General features: G+C 61.9%; 8 protein-coding genes. 3 read left to right on the top strand and 5 right to left on the bottom strand.

The features are described from left to right. The first annotated feature begins 253 nt into the window (after nucleotides 1-253). Entirely contained in the window at nucleotides 254-3,094 is a 2,841-nt protein-coding gene (locus GTP58_RS27210) for a TonB-dependent receptor domain-containing protein (protein WP_161080138.1), read from the top strand. A gap of 245 nt (nucleotides 3,095-3,339) precedes the next feature. Continuing rightward, entirely contained in the window at nucleotides 3,340-6,006 is a 2,667-nt protein-coding gene (locus GTP58_RS27205) for a TonB-dependent receptor (RefSeq protein ID WP_308937378.1), read from the top strand. Nucleotides 6,007-6,074: 68 nt separating this feature from the next. On the opposite strand, the gene GTP58_RS27200 is transcribed toward GTP58_RS27205, so the two are convergent. The 5 genes from GTP58_RS27200 to GTP58_RS27180 all read right to left on the bottom strand — a co-directional run bounded on the left by GTP58_RS27200 (nucleotide 6,075) and on the right by GTP58_RS27180 (nucleotide 17,112). Next, nucleotides 6,075-9,002, bottom strand: a complete 2,928-nt coding sequence (locus GTP58_RS27200; protein ID WP_161080137.1) for a TonB-dependent receptor domain-containing protein — start codon at nucleotides 9,000-9,002, stop codon at nucleotides 6,075-6,077. Nucleotides 9,003-9,255: 253 nt separating this feature from the next. Then, nucleotides 9,256-10,335, bottom strand: a complete 1,080-nt coding sequence (aroG, locus tag GTP58_RS27195) for a 3-deoxy-7-phosphoheptulonate synthase AroG (RefSeq protein WP_072784815.1) — start codon at nucleotides 10,333-10,335, stop codon at nucleotides 9,256-9,258. Between the two features lie 280 nt (nucleotides 10,336-10,615). After that, nucleotides 10,616-12,076 carry a metalloprotease TldD gene (gene tldD, locus GTP58_RS27190; RefSeq protein WP_072784816.1) on the bottom strand — a complete coding sequence of 487 codons (1,461 nt, stop codon included), beginning with the start codon at nucleotides 12,074-12,076 and terminating at the stop codon, nucleotides 10,616-10,618. 42 nt (nucleotides 12,077-12,118) lie between these two features. Beyond that, a complete protein-coding gene (locus tag GTP58_RS27185) occupies nucleotides 12,119-12,916 on the bottom strand; it encodes a carbon-nitrogen hydrolase family protein (protein ID WP_161080136.1) in 798 nt (265 codons plus the stop codon). After that, the gene (locus GTP58_RS27180; RefSeq protein ID WP_161080135.1) at nucleotides 12,913-17,112 is read right to left on the bottom strand and encodes a YhdP family protein; all 4,200 of its coding nucleotides are present in this window, start codon (nucleotides 17,110-17,112) and stop codon (nucleotides 12,913-12,915) included. The genes GTP58_RS27185 and GTP58_RS27180 overlap by 4 nt, the downstream gene beginning before the upstream one ends. A gap of 178 nt (nucleotides 17,113-17,290) precedes the next feature. Here GTP58_RS27180 and glnE point away from each other — a divergent pair, with 178 nt between their 5' ends. After that, nucleotides 17,291-20,047, top strand: a complete 2,757-nt coding sequence (glnE, locus tag GTP58_RS27175; RefSeq protein ID WP_161080134.1) for a bifunctional [glutamate--ammonia ligase]-adenylyl-L-tyrosine phosphorylase/[glutamate--ammonia-ligase] adenylyltransferase — start codon at nucleotides 17,291-17,293, stop codon at nucleotides 20,045-20,047. Nucleotides 20,048-20,075: the final 28 nt, after the last annotated feature.

Genomic DNA, 20,075 nt, shown 5'->3' with positions numbered 1-20,075 from the left:
TCTTTCCATCGTTTTTATGCCGGTACGCACCAAATTAGAGCGTTTTTTTGGCTTGGCTTGGAGCATTGTTGACTGACAGTAAATAATAACGTTTCACTAAGTTCATAAGGGTTTCCACATTGACAGTAATTCCGCCCAAATGATTTGATGAAAAACGAAAAGAACGAACATGTTTTTTTCTAAGGCAAAAAATTGCCTATAAAAAATATATAAACACACCCGTTGTTCATCGTTTTATTTTGGGAGCTAAATAATGATGGTTGAAACCGTATTGTCGCGGTCGGTACGCCTGATCTGCGCCAGTGGCCTGGCGCTGGGCATGCATGCCGCCGTGGCACAAAACACGGACGCGCCTATCCAGCGCGTAGAAATTACCGGTTCGAGCATTAAGCGTATTTCCGCTGAAGGTGCGCTGCCTGTGCAAACCCTGTCCAAGCTGCAGATCGAGCAGTCCGGCGCCAGCAACGTCGCCGACCTGATCGCGACCCTGCCATCAATGCAAGGTTTCACCACCTCGTCGATGTCGGTCAACGGCGGCGGCGGCGGTCTGCAAACGGCATCGATCCACTCGATCGGCGAAGGCTATACCCTGGTGCTGCTGAACGGCCGCCGCCTGGCACCTGCCACCTCCGGTTCCACCGTCAACCTGGCCAGCATCCCTCTGGCCGCTGTCGAGCGCGTCGAGATCCTGACCGACGGCGCCAACACCCTGTACGGCTCGGACGCGATTGCCGGCGTGGTCAACTTCATCCTGAAGAAAAACCAGACCGACGCGATTGTCGAAGCCTCGTACAACCAGCCACGCAGCAGCGGCGGCGCCACCTCGACCGCCTCGATCTCCAAAGGCTGGGGCGACCTGGACAAGGACGGCTTCAACCTGCTGCTGTCGGCTTCGCACGACGAGAGCAAGGCTTCGTATGCACGCGAGCGCGACTTCTCGCAAAGCGGCGTGATCCCGTTCACTGCCAATGGCAAGGCGTACAGCCTGTACCAGCTGAGCTCGAACTCGATTCCTGGCGTCGCCACCGTCAAGTACACCAAGGCCGACGGCACCCCGTCCAGCGCTGCCTTCAGCCCTAACCTGTTCGCCACCGGCACTTGCAACGGCGCCAACCTGTTCAAGGTCGGCAACCGCTGCCTGTACGACTACGCCGCCACCGTGGAAAACACGCCAGGTCTGAAACGCGACAGCGGCTTCGCCTCGCTCAATTTCAAGATCAACGAGAACACCAACTTCTTCGCTGAAGGCCTGATCTCGTCGTTCAGCAACACCGCACAGTACGCCGCACCGGCCCAGCCGCTGGGCGTGCCGCTGAGCAGCGCGTTGTATGCAAAATCGATCGCGCCTTACCTGGCCCGCCTGGGCATCACCAATCCGGCCAGCGTTACCAGCGTCGCCATGAACCTGCGTCTGGTCGATGCCGGCGGCCGTGCCGACGAATACAAAACCATCGCCAAGCACCTGGCCTTGGGCGTGGATGGTTCGTTCAAAGGCTTCGATTACCGCGCTGCCTACACCCATTCGGAAAACAAGCAGACCGATACTGCCGCTGGCGGCTACATGAGCCTGAACGCGTTTGACGCGCTGGTCACCTCCGGCAAGTTTGATCCGTTTGCGCCACCAGGCACCTCGAAAGACGTGCTGGCGCCTGCCGTGCTGCACAACCAGCTGAGCGAGACCAAGTCGAAGATCGACATGGTGCAAGCCAGCGCCTCGACCGAAGTGTTCCAGCTGCCGGCCGGCGCCGCCCAGCTGGCACTGGGTGCCGACTTCACCCGCCAGGCCTACTCGGAAGCGCCAGACGCCTTCACCCAAGGCCAGAACAAGCAGCAGCCTAACTTCACCGACGCCATCGTGGGCGGCAGCGCCGGTGCCCTGCCAATCGACGCCAGCCGTAAAAACTGGGGTACCTACGGCGAGCTGCTGCTGCCAGTGCTGAAAAACATGGACCTGACCGTGTCCGGCCGTTACGACGATTTCAGCGCCGTCACCAACGACAAGAACTTCGATGCGGACGGCAATCTGATTGCCCCAGGCAAGCAAGGCGAGTCGGCCAGCAAAGCCACCTACAAACTGGCGCTGCGCTGGAATCCGGTGGAATCGGTGCTGATCCGCGGCTCCTATGGCACCGGCTTCAAGGCGCCGACCATGAGCAACATCGTCAAGCCACTGGTCAACGGCGGTTCGTCGCAGTTCCACGCTTGCCCGATCACCAGCGCCAGCGATCCGCGCTTCAAGCTGTGCAACCCAGGTTCGTCGGAATACGGCCTGCTGACCGGTGGTAACGCCTCGGTGGGCGCTGGCGCCCTGAAACCGGAAGAATCGAAACAGGCAACCCTGGGCATTCGCGTTGAGCCGATCAGCAGCCTGTCGCTGGGCTTTGACCTGTGGGACGTGAAACTGCGCAACCAGATCCAGACCCTGTCGGAAGACCTGGTATTCAACAACCCGGCCATCTACGACAGCCTGCTGCGCACCTACTTCGACCCGATCCAGAAGCAGAACGTGCTGGTGGCCGCGCTGACCCCATTCAACCTGGCCAGCTCGCACTACCAGGGTATCGACTGGGATCACACCTACAAGACCAACACCACGCTGGGCAAAGTCGCCGTGCAGTGGACCGGTACCTTCATGACCAAGGCTGAACAGGAAACCCCTGGCAGCGGCGTGGAGAAAAACATCGGCCGCTTCAACTCCTACGCCAACGTGACGTTCCGCTGGATCTCCAAGCTGACCGCCTCGTTGAATACCGGCCGCTTCACCCACGCGCTGACCGCCAACTACCACTCGGGCTACACCGACCAGGTGTACAACGAGGATGACTCGGTGGTGCGTGAAGTGCTGGCCGATGGTTCGCTGGGCGACTATGTGCCAATGAAACGCCAGGTAGCGTCGTACACCACGTTCGACTGGCAGACCAAGGCGCAGCTGAGCAAGCAGTTCACGCTGATCGCTGGTGTGAAAAACATTGCTGACATCGCACCGCCATTCACCATCCGCAACGCCGGCGGTGGTAACCAGTCGGGCTACGATGGCCGTTACACCGACCCGCTGGGTCGTCAGTTCTACCTGACCGGTTCCTACAAGTTCTGATCAGTTAGTCATCAAAGCGGAAATTTTTACGGGCTCCTACGGGAGCCCTTTTTTATTGGCGACACAAATGCTACTAAGCGTTGTTTTATATAAACAGATAAGGTTTCATGATTGACACCGCTAGCGCCGTAATGAAATTATCAACACCCTGACCGTCACTTAACCGATGGTCACGAGCACGTACCCGCCCCTACCAAGCGGTGGGTGAATAAAAATATTGATGTTCGTTTTGGGAGTTGAGAGTAATGATGAAAGAAACTATTCTGTCCCGTTCCCTGCGTCGCATATATGCTGGCGGCCTGCTGGGTCTGGGTCTGATCGCGCCGGCCGTCCAGGCGCAAGACGACGCGCCAATCCAGCGCGTTGAAGTGACCGGTTCCTCGATCAAGCGTCTGGTGTCGGAAACCGCCAACCCGCTGAGCGTCATCAAGGCGGACGACTTTGTCAAACAAGGTTTGACCACGGCCCAGGAAGTACTGGACCGCATCCCCTCCAACAGCTCCAGCTTTACCTCCGGCAACGTGGTCGGCGGCAATAGCTCGGGCCTGCCAACCGGCGGCCAGTCCAGCGCAGACTTGCGCGGTCTGGGCGGCGACAAAACCCTGGTGCTGCTGAATGGCCGCCGCATCGCCAATCACCCTTACGATGGCGCCAGCGTCGACCTGAACATCATTCCGGTCGCGGCCCTGGAACGCGTGGAAGTGCTGCGCGACGGCGCTTCGGCGATCTACGGTACCGACGCGATTGGCGGCGTGATCAACTTCATCACCAAACGCTCGGTGCAGACCACCACGATCACTGCGGAAGCGATCCTGCCGCGCAAAGTCGGCGCTGATGAAAAGCGCATCAATATTTCGAGCGGCTTCGGCAATCTGGACGAAGACGGCTACAACGTGTTCGGCGTGTTCGACCACCACAAACTGGAGATCCTGACCTCGCAGCAGCGTGACTTCTCCAAGACCGGCGTGATCCCGTCGCGCGGCCTGAACCTGACCTCGGGCACCACCTTCCCGGGCAACTACTTCGATCCGAAATCGGGCGCCACCGGCAACCCGGGCTTTGCCACCGGTTGCGACGCGCCCAACTCGGTGCCGCGCGCCAGCAACGGCACCTGCCGCCAGGACTACACGCGCCAGATCGACGATCTGCCGGAACAAAAGCAGACCTCGTTCTTCGGCAAGGCCACCTTCAAGATCAACGGCGACCACCTGGCCTCGGTCGAGTACCTGCACTCGGAAAACGATGTGGTATCGCACACCGCACCGCCACCGCAGACCAGCCTGCTACTGCCGAAAACCAGCAAATACTATCCAGGCAATTCGGGCGGTGTACCGGCCATGCCTGGCCTGTCCGGCGAGCCGCTGTCGGTCAACTGGCGTCCGACCGAAGCCGGTCAGCGCGAGATCAACTCCAAGGGCGCGGCTGACCGTCTGAGCATTGCGGCCGAAGGCCTGTTCAAGAACTGGGACTACAAGGCGGGCTTCACCGTGTCGGAAAGCCGTTCGGCCGAGTACTTCACGGGCGGCTACGTCAACGACGCCAAGTTTGCCGCCGGCGTGGCGAATGGCATCCTGAATCCGTTCGGCAAACAGGACGCCGCCGGCAAGGCCTATCTGGAAACCACTGCGCTGCGCGGCCAGGTCCAGAACGGCAAGACCCGCAACACCGGCATCGACGCCAAAGCCAGCCGCGAACTCATGGAAATGGGTGGCGGCAAGATGGCAGTGGCGGTCGGTACCGAACTGCGCCGTGAAGAAGCGGACTTCTTCGTCAACCGCGACATCGCCGGCCAGGCCGCCTCGTCGGGCCTGTCGGGTTCGCAGTCGACCGATGGCGCGCGCACCATCAAGGCCGTGTTCGGCGAGATCAGCCTGCCGCTGATCAAGGACCTGGATGTCAACGCGGCAGTCCGTTACGACAACTACAGCGACGTCGGCAGCACCACCAATCCGAAACTGGCGGTGCGCTACCAGCCGACCAAGCAGGTGCTGCTGCGCGGTTCGGCCTCGACCGGCTTCCGTGCACCGACGCTGTTTGAAAAGAACGCGCCGCAATCGAAGAACGACACCAACAACTCGTACAACGATCCGGTCCTGTGCCCGGGCGGTGTGCTGTCGTCCAACCCGATCGCCAACCCGCTGCGTGACTGCGACCTGCAACAGTTCAAACTGCAGGGCGGCAATCAGAACCTGAGCCCGGAAAAATCGAAGACCTTCTCGGTCGGCATGGTGCTGGAGCCGATTCCGCAAGCCACGCTGGCCATCGACTACTGGAACATCCGCCTCAAGGACAAGATCAACGCGCTGCCGGAAGAAGCCATCTATGGCGACTACCAGAAATACAAGGCGCGCTTCCTGCGCAATCCTGACGGCTCGCCGTACGCCATCCTGGACCTGAAGGAAAACCTGGGCAAGGTCAATACCGACGGCGTCGACGTCGCCCTGACCCTGCGTTCGGGCGCCACCAGCGCCGGCAACTTCACGCTGACGCTGGACGGCACCTACGTCCACAAGTATGAGTACCAGGACGAGCGCGATGGTCCATTCATCCAGAACGTCGGCCGCTACGCTGCCAACAATCCGGTGTTCCGCTGGAAGCACAACCTGGCGCTGAACTGGCGCCTGGGTGTCTGGAACGCCACGCTGGCACAGTCGTTCAAGTCCGGCTACACCGACCAGAATCTGGACATCCCTGACCAGTACAAGAACCAGGTGCCATCGTACGCGCTGTGGAACCTGTCGGGCAGCTACACCGGCTTCAAGGGTGTGACCCTGACCGCCGGCGTGAAAAACCTGCTGGACAAAGAGCCACCGTTCTCGAACCAGGGCACGCTGTTCCAGAAAGGCTACGATCCACGCTACACGGATCCGGTCGGCCGTTCGCTGTACCTGCGCGGCAGCTACGCGTTCTGATCGCATCAGCAGTAGTAGCAAAAAAAAATCCCGGCACTGCCGGGATTTTTTTTGCGTCACGAACCAACTTAGAACTTGTAGTTGCCCGTGATGTAGAACGAACGGCCGGCTGGATCGGTGTAGCGGCCATCGTAGCCCACCTGGTTACCGCCACCGGCGTTCTGCAAGGTCAGCGGTGGATTGCGGTCGAACAGGTTTTTAATCCCGGCCGTCAGCGCAAAGTTACCGAAGTCATACTTGCCTTGCCAATCGAAGGTGGTGTACGACGGCACGCGCAGCGGTTCAGGTGCGCCGTCTCTCCCATTGAAGGCGATCGGATCGCCAACGCTGCCATCCGGATTCACCGTTGATATCGCCGAACCAAATGGGTATTCCTGGTCGCGGTAGCCCGACTTGTAATGCGCGGTCAGTAAATTGGTCAGCTTGCCGTTGGTCAGGCTCAGGCTCAGATTGGTTTGGACGCGGAACACCACGGCATTGTCCTGGCCAAAACGGCCCAGGTCAGAATACACCGTACCGTTGCCTTGCGTAGTGTAATTCTGCTTGAGCATATAGGTGCCGTTCCAGGCCGCGCGCAGATCGCCGATAGCGGTCTTGCTGCGGTAGCTGAAGTCCCAGTCGATACCGCGGTAGTTGGCGACGCCGCCGTTGACTGGCGCCTGCAGATAAGCAATCGTGGTGTAGCCGGCAGGATCATAGTAAGGATTCACGAACAGACTTTTATACGTCTGCGGATCACGGAAACCTTCCTGCTCCGGCACACCGGCCGACAGGATCTGGTCGCGGATCTGCACATTCCACAGGTCCAGGCCCAGCGACAGGCCCGGCAGTGGTTCAATCCGGCCGCCCAGAGTCCACTGCTTGGATTTCTCAGGCTGCAGGCCAGCGGAGCCGCTCTGGCTGTTGGGGCCGATCAGCAGATCGTACTGCGATTGCCGTGGCTGGCAGCCTGCCGAACCGGGGAACGGGCAAATATAGCTGCCGGCGGTGCTGCCGTTGTAGGTATTGGCACCGGCGACGTCACTCAGGTTGGGGGTCTTGAAACCGGTACCGTAAGCAGCACGCAGCAGCAAAGTATCGGTCGGCGTCCATTTCAGGCTCAGCTTGTACGTGCCGGCGCTGGCGGTATTGCCAATATCACCGCTAGGCAAAAGCGGGAGCAGACCGTCGGCGTTTGGTACGCTGCCAAAGATGTAGTCACTGTGCACTTTGTCATAGCTGTCATAACGGCCAGACACGGTCGCTTCCACAGTTTTATGCAGTGGCAGCAGCACTTCGGTGAACAGGCCCCAGTTGTCGCGCTTGGCGCTGAACGGCACCTGGCCATAGTTGCCGCCCACCGGATAATTGCTCGACGCCGGCTGGGTCACAAAACCCGAGTTGGACAGGATCAGCGGATGGTAATCGGTGGTGTACTTGGTCTTGGTATAGTCGCCGCCCAGCGAGATGATGGAGGTGCCGCCTGGCAGCGAGAACAGGTCATGTTGTACGCCCGCATGCAAGGTATTGAGCGTCGATTTGGTGCGCGAGAATACCGTGCCGTTCAACAGCGCTGGCTGCAGCTGGCTCGCGCCCTGGCCGGTGACCGGATCGTATTTGCCCTGTGCGACCAGGTCATTGAGCATGCCGAAGTCGGTGTAGCCGCCAGCGGCCGTGTCTTTGATTTTGCTTTCCGACAGGATCAGCGCCGCATTGTAGGTCCAGCCAAATGCCGAGCCGTCGATACCGGTAGCGAAGTGGCGCGCGGTGGTCTCATACTTGTCCGCACGGCCGCCGATCAGCACCGAACGATAGTTCAGCGTGGCGTTGCCGCTCGGGTTTTCCAGGCCGTTGGCGTCCAGGTAAGACTGCACATATTTCTGGTACAGGGCCGGGAAGCGGTCGGTGGCATTCACGCCCATCTGCTGTGCCGACGGTGCGTATTGCGCGGTCATCGCAAACTGTGACAACACCAGCTCCGCCCAGGCGGTGGTGTTTTCATTGATTTTCAGCGTCCCCTTCAGCAGGCCACTGTCGCGCACGGTGCCGGGCACATCTTCCACGGTGGACGCGTAGTTGAACAGGCATTGCGTACCGGATGGGCCCGCCAGCGGATTGCCGCAGTTGCCATTGGCGGCCAGGTAAGGATTGATGGCGTAGCCTGCAGTATCAGCTGTCGTGCCTTTAGGACGGGCATTGAACAGGATGTTGGCCGGCTCGGTGTTGCCGGTACGCTGGTCGTAATAGTACTGCTTGCCATTGGAGCTGAACTTGAAGAACGCGCCGGGCGCTGAAAAATCGCGCTGCAAGGCGGCAATCCGCTGCTGCTCTTCGTGGCTGTACGAGGCCAGTACGTTCCAGCCATCGGACTCCAGGTCACCCCAGCCTTTGGTAAGGCCGGCACTGCTCCACTTGCCGCCATTCTTTTTCGGTTGACCATAGGTAGCAAATACTTCGCCCTTGGTCAGGTTCTTTTTGGTGATGAAGTTGACCACGCCGGCAATCGCGTCCGAACCGTACAGCGCGGAAGCGCCATCGGTCAGGATCTCGACACGCTCGATCGCTTCCAGCGGGATGCTGGACAGGTTGACCGAATAGCCGCCGCCCTGCCCCGTACCAAGGGCGCTAGGCGCCACGCGCTGGCCGTCCAGCAGCACCAGCGTGTATTTCGAGGGCAGCGAGTGCAAGGACGCGGTCGTCACGCCGGCGCCGCCGCCGTTGACTGAGCTCGAGGCCGGCACGAAGCCCTGCATCGATGGCAGCATCTGGATCAGATCAGTGGCGGAGGTCGCGCCAGTCTGCTTGATCTCGGCCGCCGTCAGCACCTGGACGGGCAGCGAGCCCTCCTTCTGGATGCGCTTGATCGACGACCCGGTGATCTCCACCCGCTGCATCGGTTGATTGTCCGTTGGCGCGTTTTGCGCCATGGCAGGCAACGCCAGCAGGCCCATGCTGGCAACCACACCGCCCGAAAACATCAACCGCAACGAACGGGACAGCACTCTTTCTTGAATCATATCTAACCTCCAGTTGTTTTTTTAGGATGCAACAATCCAACGCCCTGAGCTGGATAAGCTGGAACGCGGGAATTCTTTAAATTTGGGGAATTACATCAGGAAGGTGAGCAACGGCACCGGCCATGGTTAATATAAAAACATGCCAGTAAATTAACTGTCAACCGTACATATGTAACGATTGGCGTACGTACAACAACCTTGCTAGTCAAACGCAAAAAAAACGGCCCCAATTTGCCATTGGGGCCGCAGAGGCTTATTTGGAAGCGCTTTCAGCAGCTTGCGTGGCCAGCCGCCGCTGGCGCACGGCGGCAGCCAGGCCTTGCAGCACTTGCACGCTGCTGTCCCAATCGATGCAGCCATCGGTGACCGACTGGCCGTAGGTCAGTTCCTTGCCTGGCACCAGGTCCTGGCGGCCGCCGACCAGGTGCGACTCCACCATCACGCCAACGATGCGGTTGTCGCCGCCCGCCACCTGGCCGGCGATGTCGGCGCACACCGGGATCTGGTTTTCCGGCTTCTTCGAGCTGTTGGCGTGCGAGGCGTCGATCATCAGGCGCGGCGCCAGGCCTTGGGCCGCGATCGCCTTGCAGGCTTCGTCGACGCTGGCCGCATCGTAGTTCGGCGTTTTGCCGCCGCGCAGGATGATGTGGCAGTCTTCATTGCCATTGGTCGAGACGATGGCCGAGTGGCCGCCCTTGGTCACCGACAGGAAGTGGTGCGGCTGCGACGCGGCCTTGATCGCATCGACCGCAATGCGCGTGTTGCCATCGGTGCCGTTCTTGAAGCCAACCGGGCAGGACAGGCCGGACGCCAGCTCGCGGTGCACCTGCGACTCGGTGGTGCGGGCGCCAATCGCGCCCCAGGAAATCAGGTCGGCAATGTACTGCGGGCTGATCACGTCGAGGTACTCGGTGCCGGCCGGCAGGCCCAGTTCGTTGATGTCGCGCAGCAGTTCGCGCGCCATGCGCAGGCCGTCGTTGATGCGGAAGCTGCTGTCCATGTAGGGGTCGTTGATGAGGCCCTTCCAGCCCACCGTGGTGCGCGGTTTCTCGAAGTAGACGCGCATCACGATTTCCAGGTCGCCCGCCAGCGCCTGGCGCAGCGGCGCCAGGCGGCGCGCGTATTCCATGGCCGCTTTCGGGTCGTGGATCGAGCACGGGCCGATCACCACCATCAGACGGTCATCCTGGCCGTGCAGGATGCGGTGCAGCGCGATACGCGCGTTGGCGGCCGTCTGCTCAGCCGCTTCCGTGCACGCATATTCGCGGATCAGGTGGGACGGTGGCGTCAGTTCCTTCATCTCGCGGATGCGCAAATCATCGGTACGGGGCATTGCTGTTCTCCAAGTGATCTAAAAAAATCGGGGTAAAAAAAAAACCGCCTCATCGGGAGGCGGTTTTTTTGGGATTCTGCTGGGACTCGTTTTTGCTTCTACGTGCACCGGCCGCTACTCCACCGCCTTTGGGTTGGAAAGCTAAAGTAAAACCAGCCGGTAAAGAAGAATTTGGTCATGGATTGACTATAACGCCATAGTTCGCGCCTTGGCAAGCAATTTTTTTCGGCCAGAACGCCTCCCCACAAAACTTTACCCCCGGCGCCGGGGGCAAAAAAAATCAGGCGGTGCCGCCGACGGTAACCCCGTCGATACGCAACGTCGGCTGGCCGACGCCCACCGGCACGCTCTGGCCTTCCTTGCCGCACACGCCCACGCCAGGGTCGAGCTTCATGTCGTTGCCGATCATGGAGACGCGGTTCAGCACTTCCGGACCATTGCCGATCAGCGTCGCGCCTTTGACCGGATAGGTGATCTTGCCATTCTCGATCATGTACGCCTCGCTGGCCGAGAACACGAATTTGCCATTGGTGATGTCCACCTGGCCACCGCCGAAGTTGACCGCATACAGGCCGTTCTTCACCGATGCCAGGATCTCGCCCGGATCCTTGTCGCCGCCCAGCATGTAGGTATTGGTCATGCGCGGCATCGGCAGGTGCGCGAACGATTCGCGGCGCGCATTGCCGGTCACCGGCATCTTCATCAGGCGCGCGTTCATGGTGTCCTGGATGTAGCCCTTGAGGATGCCGTCTTCAATCAGCGTGGTGCACTGGGTCGGATTGCCTTCGTCGTCGATATTCAGCGAACCGCGGCGGTCGGCCAGCGTGCCATCATCCACCACGGTCACGCCTTTGGCGGCCACGCGGTCGCCGATGCGGCCGGCGAAGGTCGACGAGCCTTTGCGGTTAAAGTCGCCCTCAAGGCCGTGGCCGATCGCTTCGTGCAGCAGGATGCCTGGCCAGCCAGGGCCCAGCACCACGGTCATCGGACCTGCCGGCGCCGGCCGCGCATCCAGGTTCACCACGGCCGACTTGACGGCCTCGGTGGCGTACTGGTCCAGCAACGCATCGCTGAAGTAGCCGTAGTCGTAGCGGCCACCGCCGCCCGCCGAGCCCACTTCGCGGCGGCCGTTCTGTTCGACGATCACGGTCAGCGAGACGCGCACCAGCGGACGGATATCCGCGGCCAGCACGCCATCGCTGCGCACCACCAGCACCACGTCGTACTCGCCGGCCAGGCTGGCCATGACTTGCACCACGCGCGGGTCTTTGGCACGCGCCATTTTTTCAATGCGCTCCAGCAGCTTGACCTTGGCGGTGGCGTCCAGCGACACCAGCGGATCATGCGGCAGGTACAGCGAACGGCCGCCCACATGGTTCATCGAACCGGCAACCTTGATCTTGCCAGCGCCAACGCGGGCGATGGTGCGGGTAGCGGCAGCGGCATCCAGCAGCGCTGCTTCGGAGATTTCATCCGAGTACGAGAAAGCCGTCTTGTCGCCCGACACGGCGCGCACGCCGACGCCTTGATCGATAGAAAAACTACCGGTCTTGACGATGCCTTCCTCCAGGCTCCAGCCCTCGTTTTTAGTGAATTGGAAATACAAGTCGGCGTAGTCGACTTTGTGGGTGAACATGCTGCCCAGCGTCTTGAGCAGCTTGCCCTCGTCCAGCCCGAACGGCGTCAGCAGGATATCGCGCGCAACGGCCAGGGAGGACAGGTTCGGTTCAAATGGCTTCATGGTGATGCTTTCTGTTAGGTGTTACCGCAATTGTAGTGGATATCACATGGTGCGGTGTTTCAGTGCCGGCAAGCTCTCGCGCACGCCGTCCATATAGGCCAGGTCGATCTCGCCGCGCACCACGCCCTCGCCCTCGGGCAAGACGGCCTTGACCGCGCCCCATGGGTCGATCAGCATGCTGTGGCCCCAGGTACGGCGGCCATTCGGATGGTTGCCGCCCTGCGCCGCCGCCAGCACATAGCACTGGTTTTCGATGGCGCGCGCGCGCAACAGGATTTCCCAGTGCGCCATGCCAGTGGTGTAGGTGAAGGCCGCCGGCAACACAATCAAGGCCACCGGTCCCATGGCGCGGAACAATTCCGGGAAGCGCAGGTCGTAGCACACCGACAGACCGACCTTGCCGAACGGCGCGTCAAACACGCCCACATGCTGGCCTGGCACGATGGTCTTCGATTCGTTGTACGACTCCGTGCCCTTGGTAAAGCCGAACAGGTGGATCTTGTCGTAGCGGCCCACATGCTCGCCCTGCGGGTTGTAGACCAGCGTGGTATTGATGACTTTCTCGGCATCCTCCGAGGCCAGCGGCAGGGTGCCGCCGATCAGCCAGATCTTGAGTTCACGCGCCAGGCCGGACATGAAGTCCTGAATCGGTCCGCTGCCGAGCGGCTCGGCCACCTTGACCTTGTCGCTGTCGTTCAGGCCCATGATGGCCCAGTACTCCGGCAGCAGCACCAGCTGGGCGCCATCCTGCGCGGCCTGGCTCACCAGCCGGCGCGCGGTGGCAAGGTTGTCGCTCACCGATGGCGACGAAATCATTTGTATGGCGGCTACGGTATTCATGGCGCTCCTTTGGGCGGAAGGTCTGCTTTGGCGGCGTCGAGCTTGGTGACCACCGGCGCTTTCCACGGGCCGGTCACCTGCATATGATAGGTCAGTGCTTTCATGACTGGCGCACTCAGGAACAGCTGCGCCAGGAAACTGCCCAGGCCGATCACGGGATTGACCGCCAGCGCATACACCAGCGGCGCCGTGCCCAGGTTCACTTCCGGGATCACCACCACGTGCAGATTGGTGGTTTCATTGGCGATGTCGGCACTGCCGTCCATGAGCACGGTAGCGGCGACGCCATGCATTTTGAGGTTGTCAGTCTTGGCAATGCCGTGGTTGATGCTGGCGTTGGCGCTAATGCCGTCAAACGCCAGGCCTTCCGAAAACACGTCGTGGAAGTCCAGCTTGAGCAGGCGCGGCAAGGCTTGCAGGCTCAGCACGCCGAGCAGCTTGGCGGCGCCCGGGTCCTGTTTGAGGAACTGGCCTTTCTCGACATTCATGGTGATCTGGCCGGACAGGCTCGGCAGGTCCAGCGCGTAAGGCAAGCCCTTCCAGGCAATGTCGCCTTTGAGCGAGCCCTTGCCGCCTTTGAGCGTATCGGCAAAACCAAAGCGGTCCAGCAGCTTGCCGGCGTCGTTGATGGCCAGATTGAAATTCAGGCTGGTGTTGTGCGTGCCATCCTTGCTGATCCACTTGCCGGTGCCGGTCAGCTCGCCGTCCGGATTGGCCAGCGACAGTTTGCTCACGCGCCATTCACGCGTATTCGGCAGCAGCGCATTATTGGCTTGCAGTTCCAGACGGCCCAGCTGTTTGTTGAACAGTTCAAAACGGTCCACCACCACGTCCAGCGCCGGGATGGTGGCCGCTGCGCTCTTACCATCCAGCAGGTCCTGCACTTCGTTTGACGCCGACTCCGGGATCACCAGCGATGACAAACGGGCCGTCACCTTGCCCAGCCCGGCGCCGGTGGACGGCTCGGACCACGTCAGGTAGCCGCTGGCCTGGGTGGCATCGATATTCGCCTGCCAGATGGATTTCTGATGCGTCACGCCGATCACCACGTTTTCCAGCTTGCGGTCGCCGATCACCAGCTCGCTGGCGCGCGCGGCAACCGCGTCCGGGATCACATACTGCGTGATGTCGGTGGCGTCCGTTGCAGCCGCTGCCGGTACCGGTGTCGCCGGTGCACCCTTGCCGCCGATCAGGTCGCCAAAGTCCAGCCAGTGATCGACATTGAGTTCACGCAGATTGATGTTGAAGGTCAGGCCGCTGTCCGGTTCGGGCGCGGGCGCATTCACGCCGATGCCGCCGCGCACCAGTTTCCAGTGCTGCTTGGGCAGCTTCTGGCGCTGGTAGCGCACCGCGATGTTGCTGCCCAGCCCAATGCGGATATCGTCATGCAGCAGGCCGGCAGCGTCCGGCGTCAGGCCGCTGGCCAGCACGAAGTGCAGCGGCATGTTGTCGGTCTGGGTTTTCTTGACGGGCGCGGGCAGGTTCAGGCCCAAGCCGGTCAGACTGGAATCCACCGCCACCACCACCTGATGGTCGCGCACCGTCACCGTGCCGCTGTAGCGCGTGCTGCCCGAGAAGTGGTCCGCCAGGCGCTGCATGGCCGGCATCGGATACGCCTGGCGGAAGCCGTCGGCCGTCATCAGGCCGCCCAGCTTGACGATGATGGCGTTGTCCTTCTGGCTGCCGCCGGTAATCGACACCGGACCGCCGAGGAAGTTGCCGCTCAGCTGGTTGAGGTTGACGCCGCGCTCGTTGAATTCAATCTTGCCCTGCGACGACTGCACCACCGGCAGGTCGCTCATCAGCGTGATGTCGTTGTTGGCCAGCTGCAGCGTGCCCTGCACCTTGGTATCGATCGCGTGCGCCAGCGGGATGCGCAAACTCAGCGCCAGCTTGGCATTGCCGCTGGCCTGGGTTTCATCGGTGAAGTGCGAGATCCATTCCAGCACCGGGCTGTTGGCCACGTACTTGAGGAACTCCTGCATCGGCCCGGCCGCATTGCCATCGATTTCCAGCATCGAGTCGTGGATGCCGAGGTCGGGAATCACCGCCTTCACATTGCTCAGCGCAACACCGCCCGTGGTGGCGGTATCGCCGCGGATTTCCATGCGCGCGCCCTCGAACACAAAGCTGCCCTTGATGTGCTCGGCTTGTGGCCACAGCGGCAGCGGCTTGCCATCCTTGCCCAGTTCCTTGCCATCGAGATGGTAGTGGCCCGGTTCGTAGTTGAGCTTGCCTTCGGTGAGCTTGCCGGCCACGCGGAATTCGCCGCGCGCCTTGTCGGCATTGCTGTCGCCGTGGAACGGGAAGTGCGCCAGGTCGCCGCGCAGACGCAGCGCAACGTCGGTCGCCACGCCGCCTTCGAGTGCGCCGGTCAGCCAGTGGCGCAGGTCGTGCGGGGTCTGCACCGGCAGGTAGCGGCCGATGCGGTTCAGCTGGAACCCGGTCAGCGTGCCGCTGAGGTCGGCCTTGCCCGGTCCCTTGCCCGCCAGCGGGATGGTGTGCGTGCCCTGCAGCGTGCCGCGCAAGCCTTCCTGCTCGAAGTCCATGGCGTCGATCTGGAACAGCAGCTGGTTGTCCGCTTCAAACGACCAGCGCGCCTTGAGGTTCAGATGGTCGAACGGCATCGAGGCTTGGTCGAAGTAGTCCGGCATTTGCAGCACCAGCTGCTGCGAGTTGAGCTGGAAGCTGCCGCCTTTTTCGGTGGCGTCGATCGCACCGCTCAGGTTGTCGAAGCCGGGCAGCGCCGGCATGCCGGCAATTGCTGGCGTCTTGCCATTTTTCGCTTGCGCCGGGCGTGGCGGCTGCGGTTTCAGGCCCAGTCCAACCAGGTCACCCTTGACGCGGTAGGTCTGCAAGGCCGGGAACGCGCCCTGCCATTCGGCGGAAAAGTTTTGCAGCAGTCCACGCGGCGCAAAGCTGGCCACCAGCTTGTGCTGATGCTCGTTGAGCGGCAGGCGCTCGGCCAGACCGGCCAGCGTTTGCAGGTCCAGCTGGCGCGCGCGCACTTCCACGCGCTCCGGCCTGGCGCCAGCCGCGGCCACATAGCTTTCCGACAGCGAGGTGGGCGCCATCACCAGGCCATCGCGCGTGGTCAGGGTCAGGTTGTTGAGTTCGATGCTGTGGGCCAGCGCACCAAATGCTGGCGTCACTGCGCCCTTGCGCGCCAGCGGCGGGCGGATGTCTTCACGCGCGGCAATGCGGCCGCTCATTTGCTGCAAGTCCAGCAGTGGCAATTCCTTGCCCAGCACAGCGGTGATGTTGCTCAGGCCAACGTCGGCGGTAAAGCTGGTCAGGCGCGACTGGTCCACGCCCACCCACGCGCGCAGCGAACCGGTGCCGCTGCTCAGTTCAAACGGATAATCGACCCAGGCTTTCCACGCCAGCAAATCGGTATTGCGGATGTCGGCATAGACTTCGCCCTTCCACATCGAGACGTTGGAAGTGCGCGCGCCAAAGGCTGGGTGCGTAAAGTCGGCACGCAGGTCCAGCGGCGCCGACAGTGCGGCCGGCGGCGTCGCGTGGACCGCGAACTGGTGGTGCAGCCACTGGTTGCGCAGTACCACGGCCACATTGTCCAGCACCAGCGGTGGCGCGGCGCGCTGACGGTCGGTCCATTGCAGGCGGCCTTCGCGGATCACGATGTCGCGCTGCAGCAGCAGCCAGTCCAGGCCCTTGCCGTCGCTGGGCTGGTTGAGGTCGAGGTAAATGCCGGCCACGTACAGCTTGCCATCGGCTTCGCGCACGATGTCCAGTTCCGGCCGCGTCAGTTCCAGCGCGTGGAAGCGCAGATTGGCCGTGACCAGCGTCCACCAGGACAGCGTGGCCGACACGCTCGGCAAGCTCAGCGCCGGGCGGCCGCGCTGGTCGTGCAGCACCACGTCGCCCAGGAACAGATTGGGGCGGAAGCCGTTCCAGGAGGCATAAACACGGGAAATGGTGACGGGATTGCCGACCGCGCGGCTCGCGGCCTGCTCGATATCGCCCTTGTAGTGGTCGATATTCGGTAGCACCGCATAGCGCAGCGTCAGGAACAGAATGGTGAAAGCGAAATACAACACCAGCGCCAGCTTCAAGGTGAAGCCCAGCACGTGATGGGTGGCCAGGTTGCAGATACGGTAGGCGGCACGAAGCCGATGCCAGCGCGCGGCCAATGGCCCCTCGCCTGTCACGGTCTCCTCCTCTGGTTTTTGCATCAATACGCTAATAAATCAGGCCATGCGGTAAATAAATCGCTAAACTCGGTTTTCAAGCTTTTATGCCTGCGCAGCAATTCTACCCCATCCCCCCGCTGAAACCGCGCCCCGGAGGGGGAGAAATGCGCCGGATTACCATGCTTTACACGCCGTTACCAATAGAGGAAACATCCCGCGCATGAGTTCACCGTCTGTCTCCCGTTTTTATCAGCGCTGGCTGGCTGCCGCTCCCGACCGCGCCGCCAAAACTGATGAATTGGCGCAATTATCGCTTGCCCAGATCAATCTTGCTGACTTTTTAGCCAAAGAAGCCCAGGCCGTTCCCTCAGGCGCCCCGCCACTGCCGCTGATGCGCGCCATGCGCCGGCTGCGCAACCTGCTGGTGTGCACCCTGATCCGGCGCGACCTCGAGGGCAAGGCCAACCTGGCCGAGGTGGTGGAAGCCATGACGCGCTTTGCTGATTTTGCCATTCAGCAACACATGGCCGAACTGCAAGTGGAACTGGTGGCCGCACACGGCCAGCCGATCGGCCGCGATTCCGGCCTGCCACAGGAAATGATCGTGCTGGCCATGGGCAAGCAAGGCGGCGGCGAACTCAATGTCTCGTCCGACATCGACCTGATCTTTGTCTACCCGGAAGACGGCGATACGGCGGCCGGCCCGGGCCAGCGCAGCCTGTCCAACCACGAATTCTTTGTGCGCCTGGGCAAGAAGCTGATTGCCGCGCTGGCCGAAATCACCGAAGACGGCTACACCTTCCGGGTTGACATGGCGCTGCGGCCCAACGGCGGCTCCGGCCCGCTGGCGGCCAGCCTGGGCATGGTCGAACGCTATCTCATCGTCCAGGGCCGCGAGTGGGAGCGCTATGCCTGGGTCAAGGCACGCGCCGTCACCGGCCGCGCCGAGGACATCGCCGCGCTCGACGCCATCGTGCGGCCGTTCTGCTTCCGCCGCTACCTGGACTTTGGCGTGATCGACGCCATCCGCAATATGCATGCGCAGATCCGCGCCGAAGTGAACCGCCAGGAGCGGCTGCATCCCGACCGCAGCAACAACGTCAAGCTGGGCCGCGGCGGCATCCGCGAGATCGAGTTCCTGGCCCAGGTATTCCAGCTGATACGCGGCGGCCGCGACGCCGCGCTGCGCGACCGTTCGACGCGCACCACGCTGCGCATCATTGCCGAGAAAGGCTTGCTAAGCCACGCCATCGTCTACCAGCTGCTGGCTTCCTACACCTTCCTGCGCAACCTCGAGCACCGCCTGCAATACCTGGACGATGCCCAGACCCACACCCTGCCCGCCAACGACACTGACCGCCAGACCGTCGCTGAAATGATGGGCCTGCCTGATGTGGCCACCCTGCTGAGCCAGCTCGAAGCGCACCGCCATTTCGTTGCCGGCCAGTTTGACGAAATGTTTTCGGACAAGACTGAAACCAGCGACAACGATATCGAACTGCAGTCGAGCAATGAATGCGCCGATCCCGACAACCGCGAAGTCATGGTGGCGCGCTTCCATGCGCTGGGCTTTGACGATCCGGAAGCGGCCACCAAGCGCCTGATCGCCACGTGGCAGGCGCCACGCCTGCAATCCATGCCGGAAGCCAGCCGCAACCGGCTGCAAGGTCTGATCAACACGGCGCTGCCGCTGATCGTGCAGGCGGCGCAGGAATCCAGCGGCGGCAGCCAGCTGGCCACCTTGGGCCGGCTGCTGGATTTCCTGGAAGCGATTGCACGGCGCTCGGCCTACCTGTCGCTGCTGACCGAATACCCGCACACGCTGGCGCGCGTGATCCGCATGGTGCATGCGAGCGGCTGGGCCGCGCAGTTCCTGAGTCAGCACCCGATCCTGCTCGATGAGCTGCTCGACGACCGCATCCGCAACGCCGTGTTCGACCCGGTGGCGCTGGCCGCCGACATCGACACCCAGCTGGCGGCCGCGCCCGGCGACACCGAGCGACAGATGGATATTCTGCGGGAAATCCACCACGCCCAGCTGTTCCACCTGCTGGCGCAGGACTTGGCCGGCGACCTCACCGTGGAAAAGCTGGCCGACTACCTGTCGGCGCTGGCCGACACCATCGTCGCCGCCACCATCAAGGCGGTGTGGCATACCGTGGCCACACGCCACCGCGACGTGCCGCTGTTCACAGTGATCGCCTATGGCAAGCTGGGCGGCAAGGAGCTGGGCTATGTATCCGACCTCGACGTGATTTTCCTGTACGACGATGCCGACCAGGATGCGCCGGCCCAGTACGCCAAGCTGGCGCAGCGCTTCATCACCTGGATGACCTCGCACACCTCGGCCGGCATCCTGTTTGACATCGACACCGCGCTGCGCCCGGACGGCGCCAGCGGCATGCTGGTGTCGAGTGTCGCCTCGTTTGAGAAGTACCAGAGCAATTCCGCCTGGGTCTGGGAACACCAGGCACTCACGCGCGCGCGCTACTGCGCGGGCGACACCGCCATCGGCCAGCGCTTCGAACAGATCCGCGAGGCGGTGCTGCGCAAGGAACGGCCGGCCGATGGTCCGCTCAAGCAGGAGGTGCTGGCCATGCGCCAACGCATGTACGACGCCAAGCCCAACCACAGCGCCCTGTTTGACCTGAAGCAGGACCCGGGCGGCATGATCGACATTGAGTTCATCGTGCAGTTCCTGGTGCTGCAGCATGCGGCGGCCTATCCTGAACTTACCGCCAATTTCGGCAATATCGCGCTGCTGCGCATGTGCGGCGAACTGGGCCTGATCGACGCCGGGCTGGCCGCCAGGGTGGCCGATGCCTACCGCCAATACCGCAAGCTGCAGCACCAGCTGCGCCTGCAAGGCCAGGACCTGGCGCGTATCGCGCCCGAGCTGGTGGAACAGCACGCGGCCCAGGTATCCGCGCTATGGCAAGCCATCTTCGGCGTTAATGTTGCCGATCAACAACAATAACTTTTTCAAAAGGTGCAATACTTCAGGA

The sequence above is a fragment of the Duganella sp. CY15W genome (genome assembly GCF_009857555.1).
GTDB classification, from domain to species: Bacteria; Pseudomonadota; Gammaproteobacteria; order Burkholderiales; family Burkholderiaceae_D; genus Rugamonas; species Rugamonas sacchari.
The sequence above is the reverse complement of the archived record's forward strand: the minus strand, read 5'-3'. Positions and strand labels throughout refer to the sequence as shown.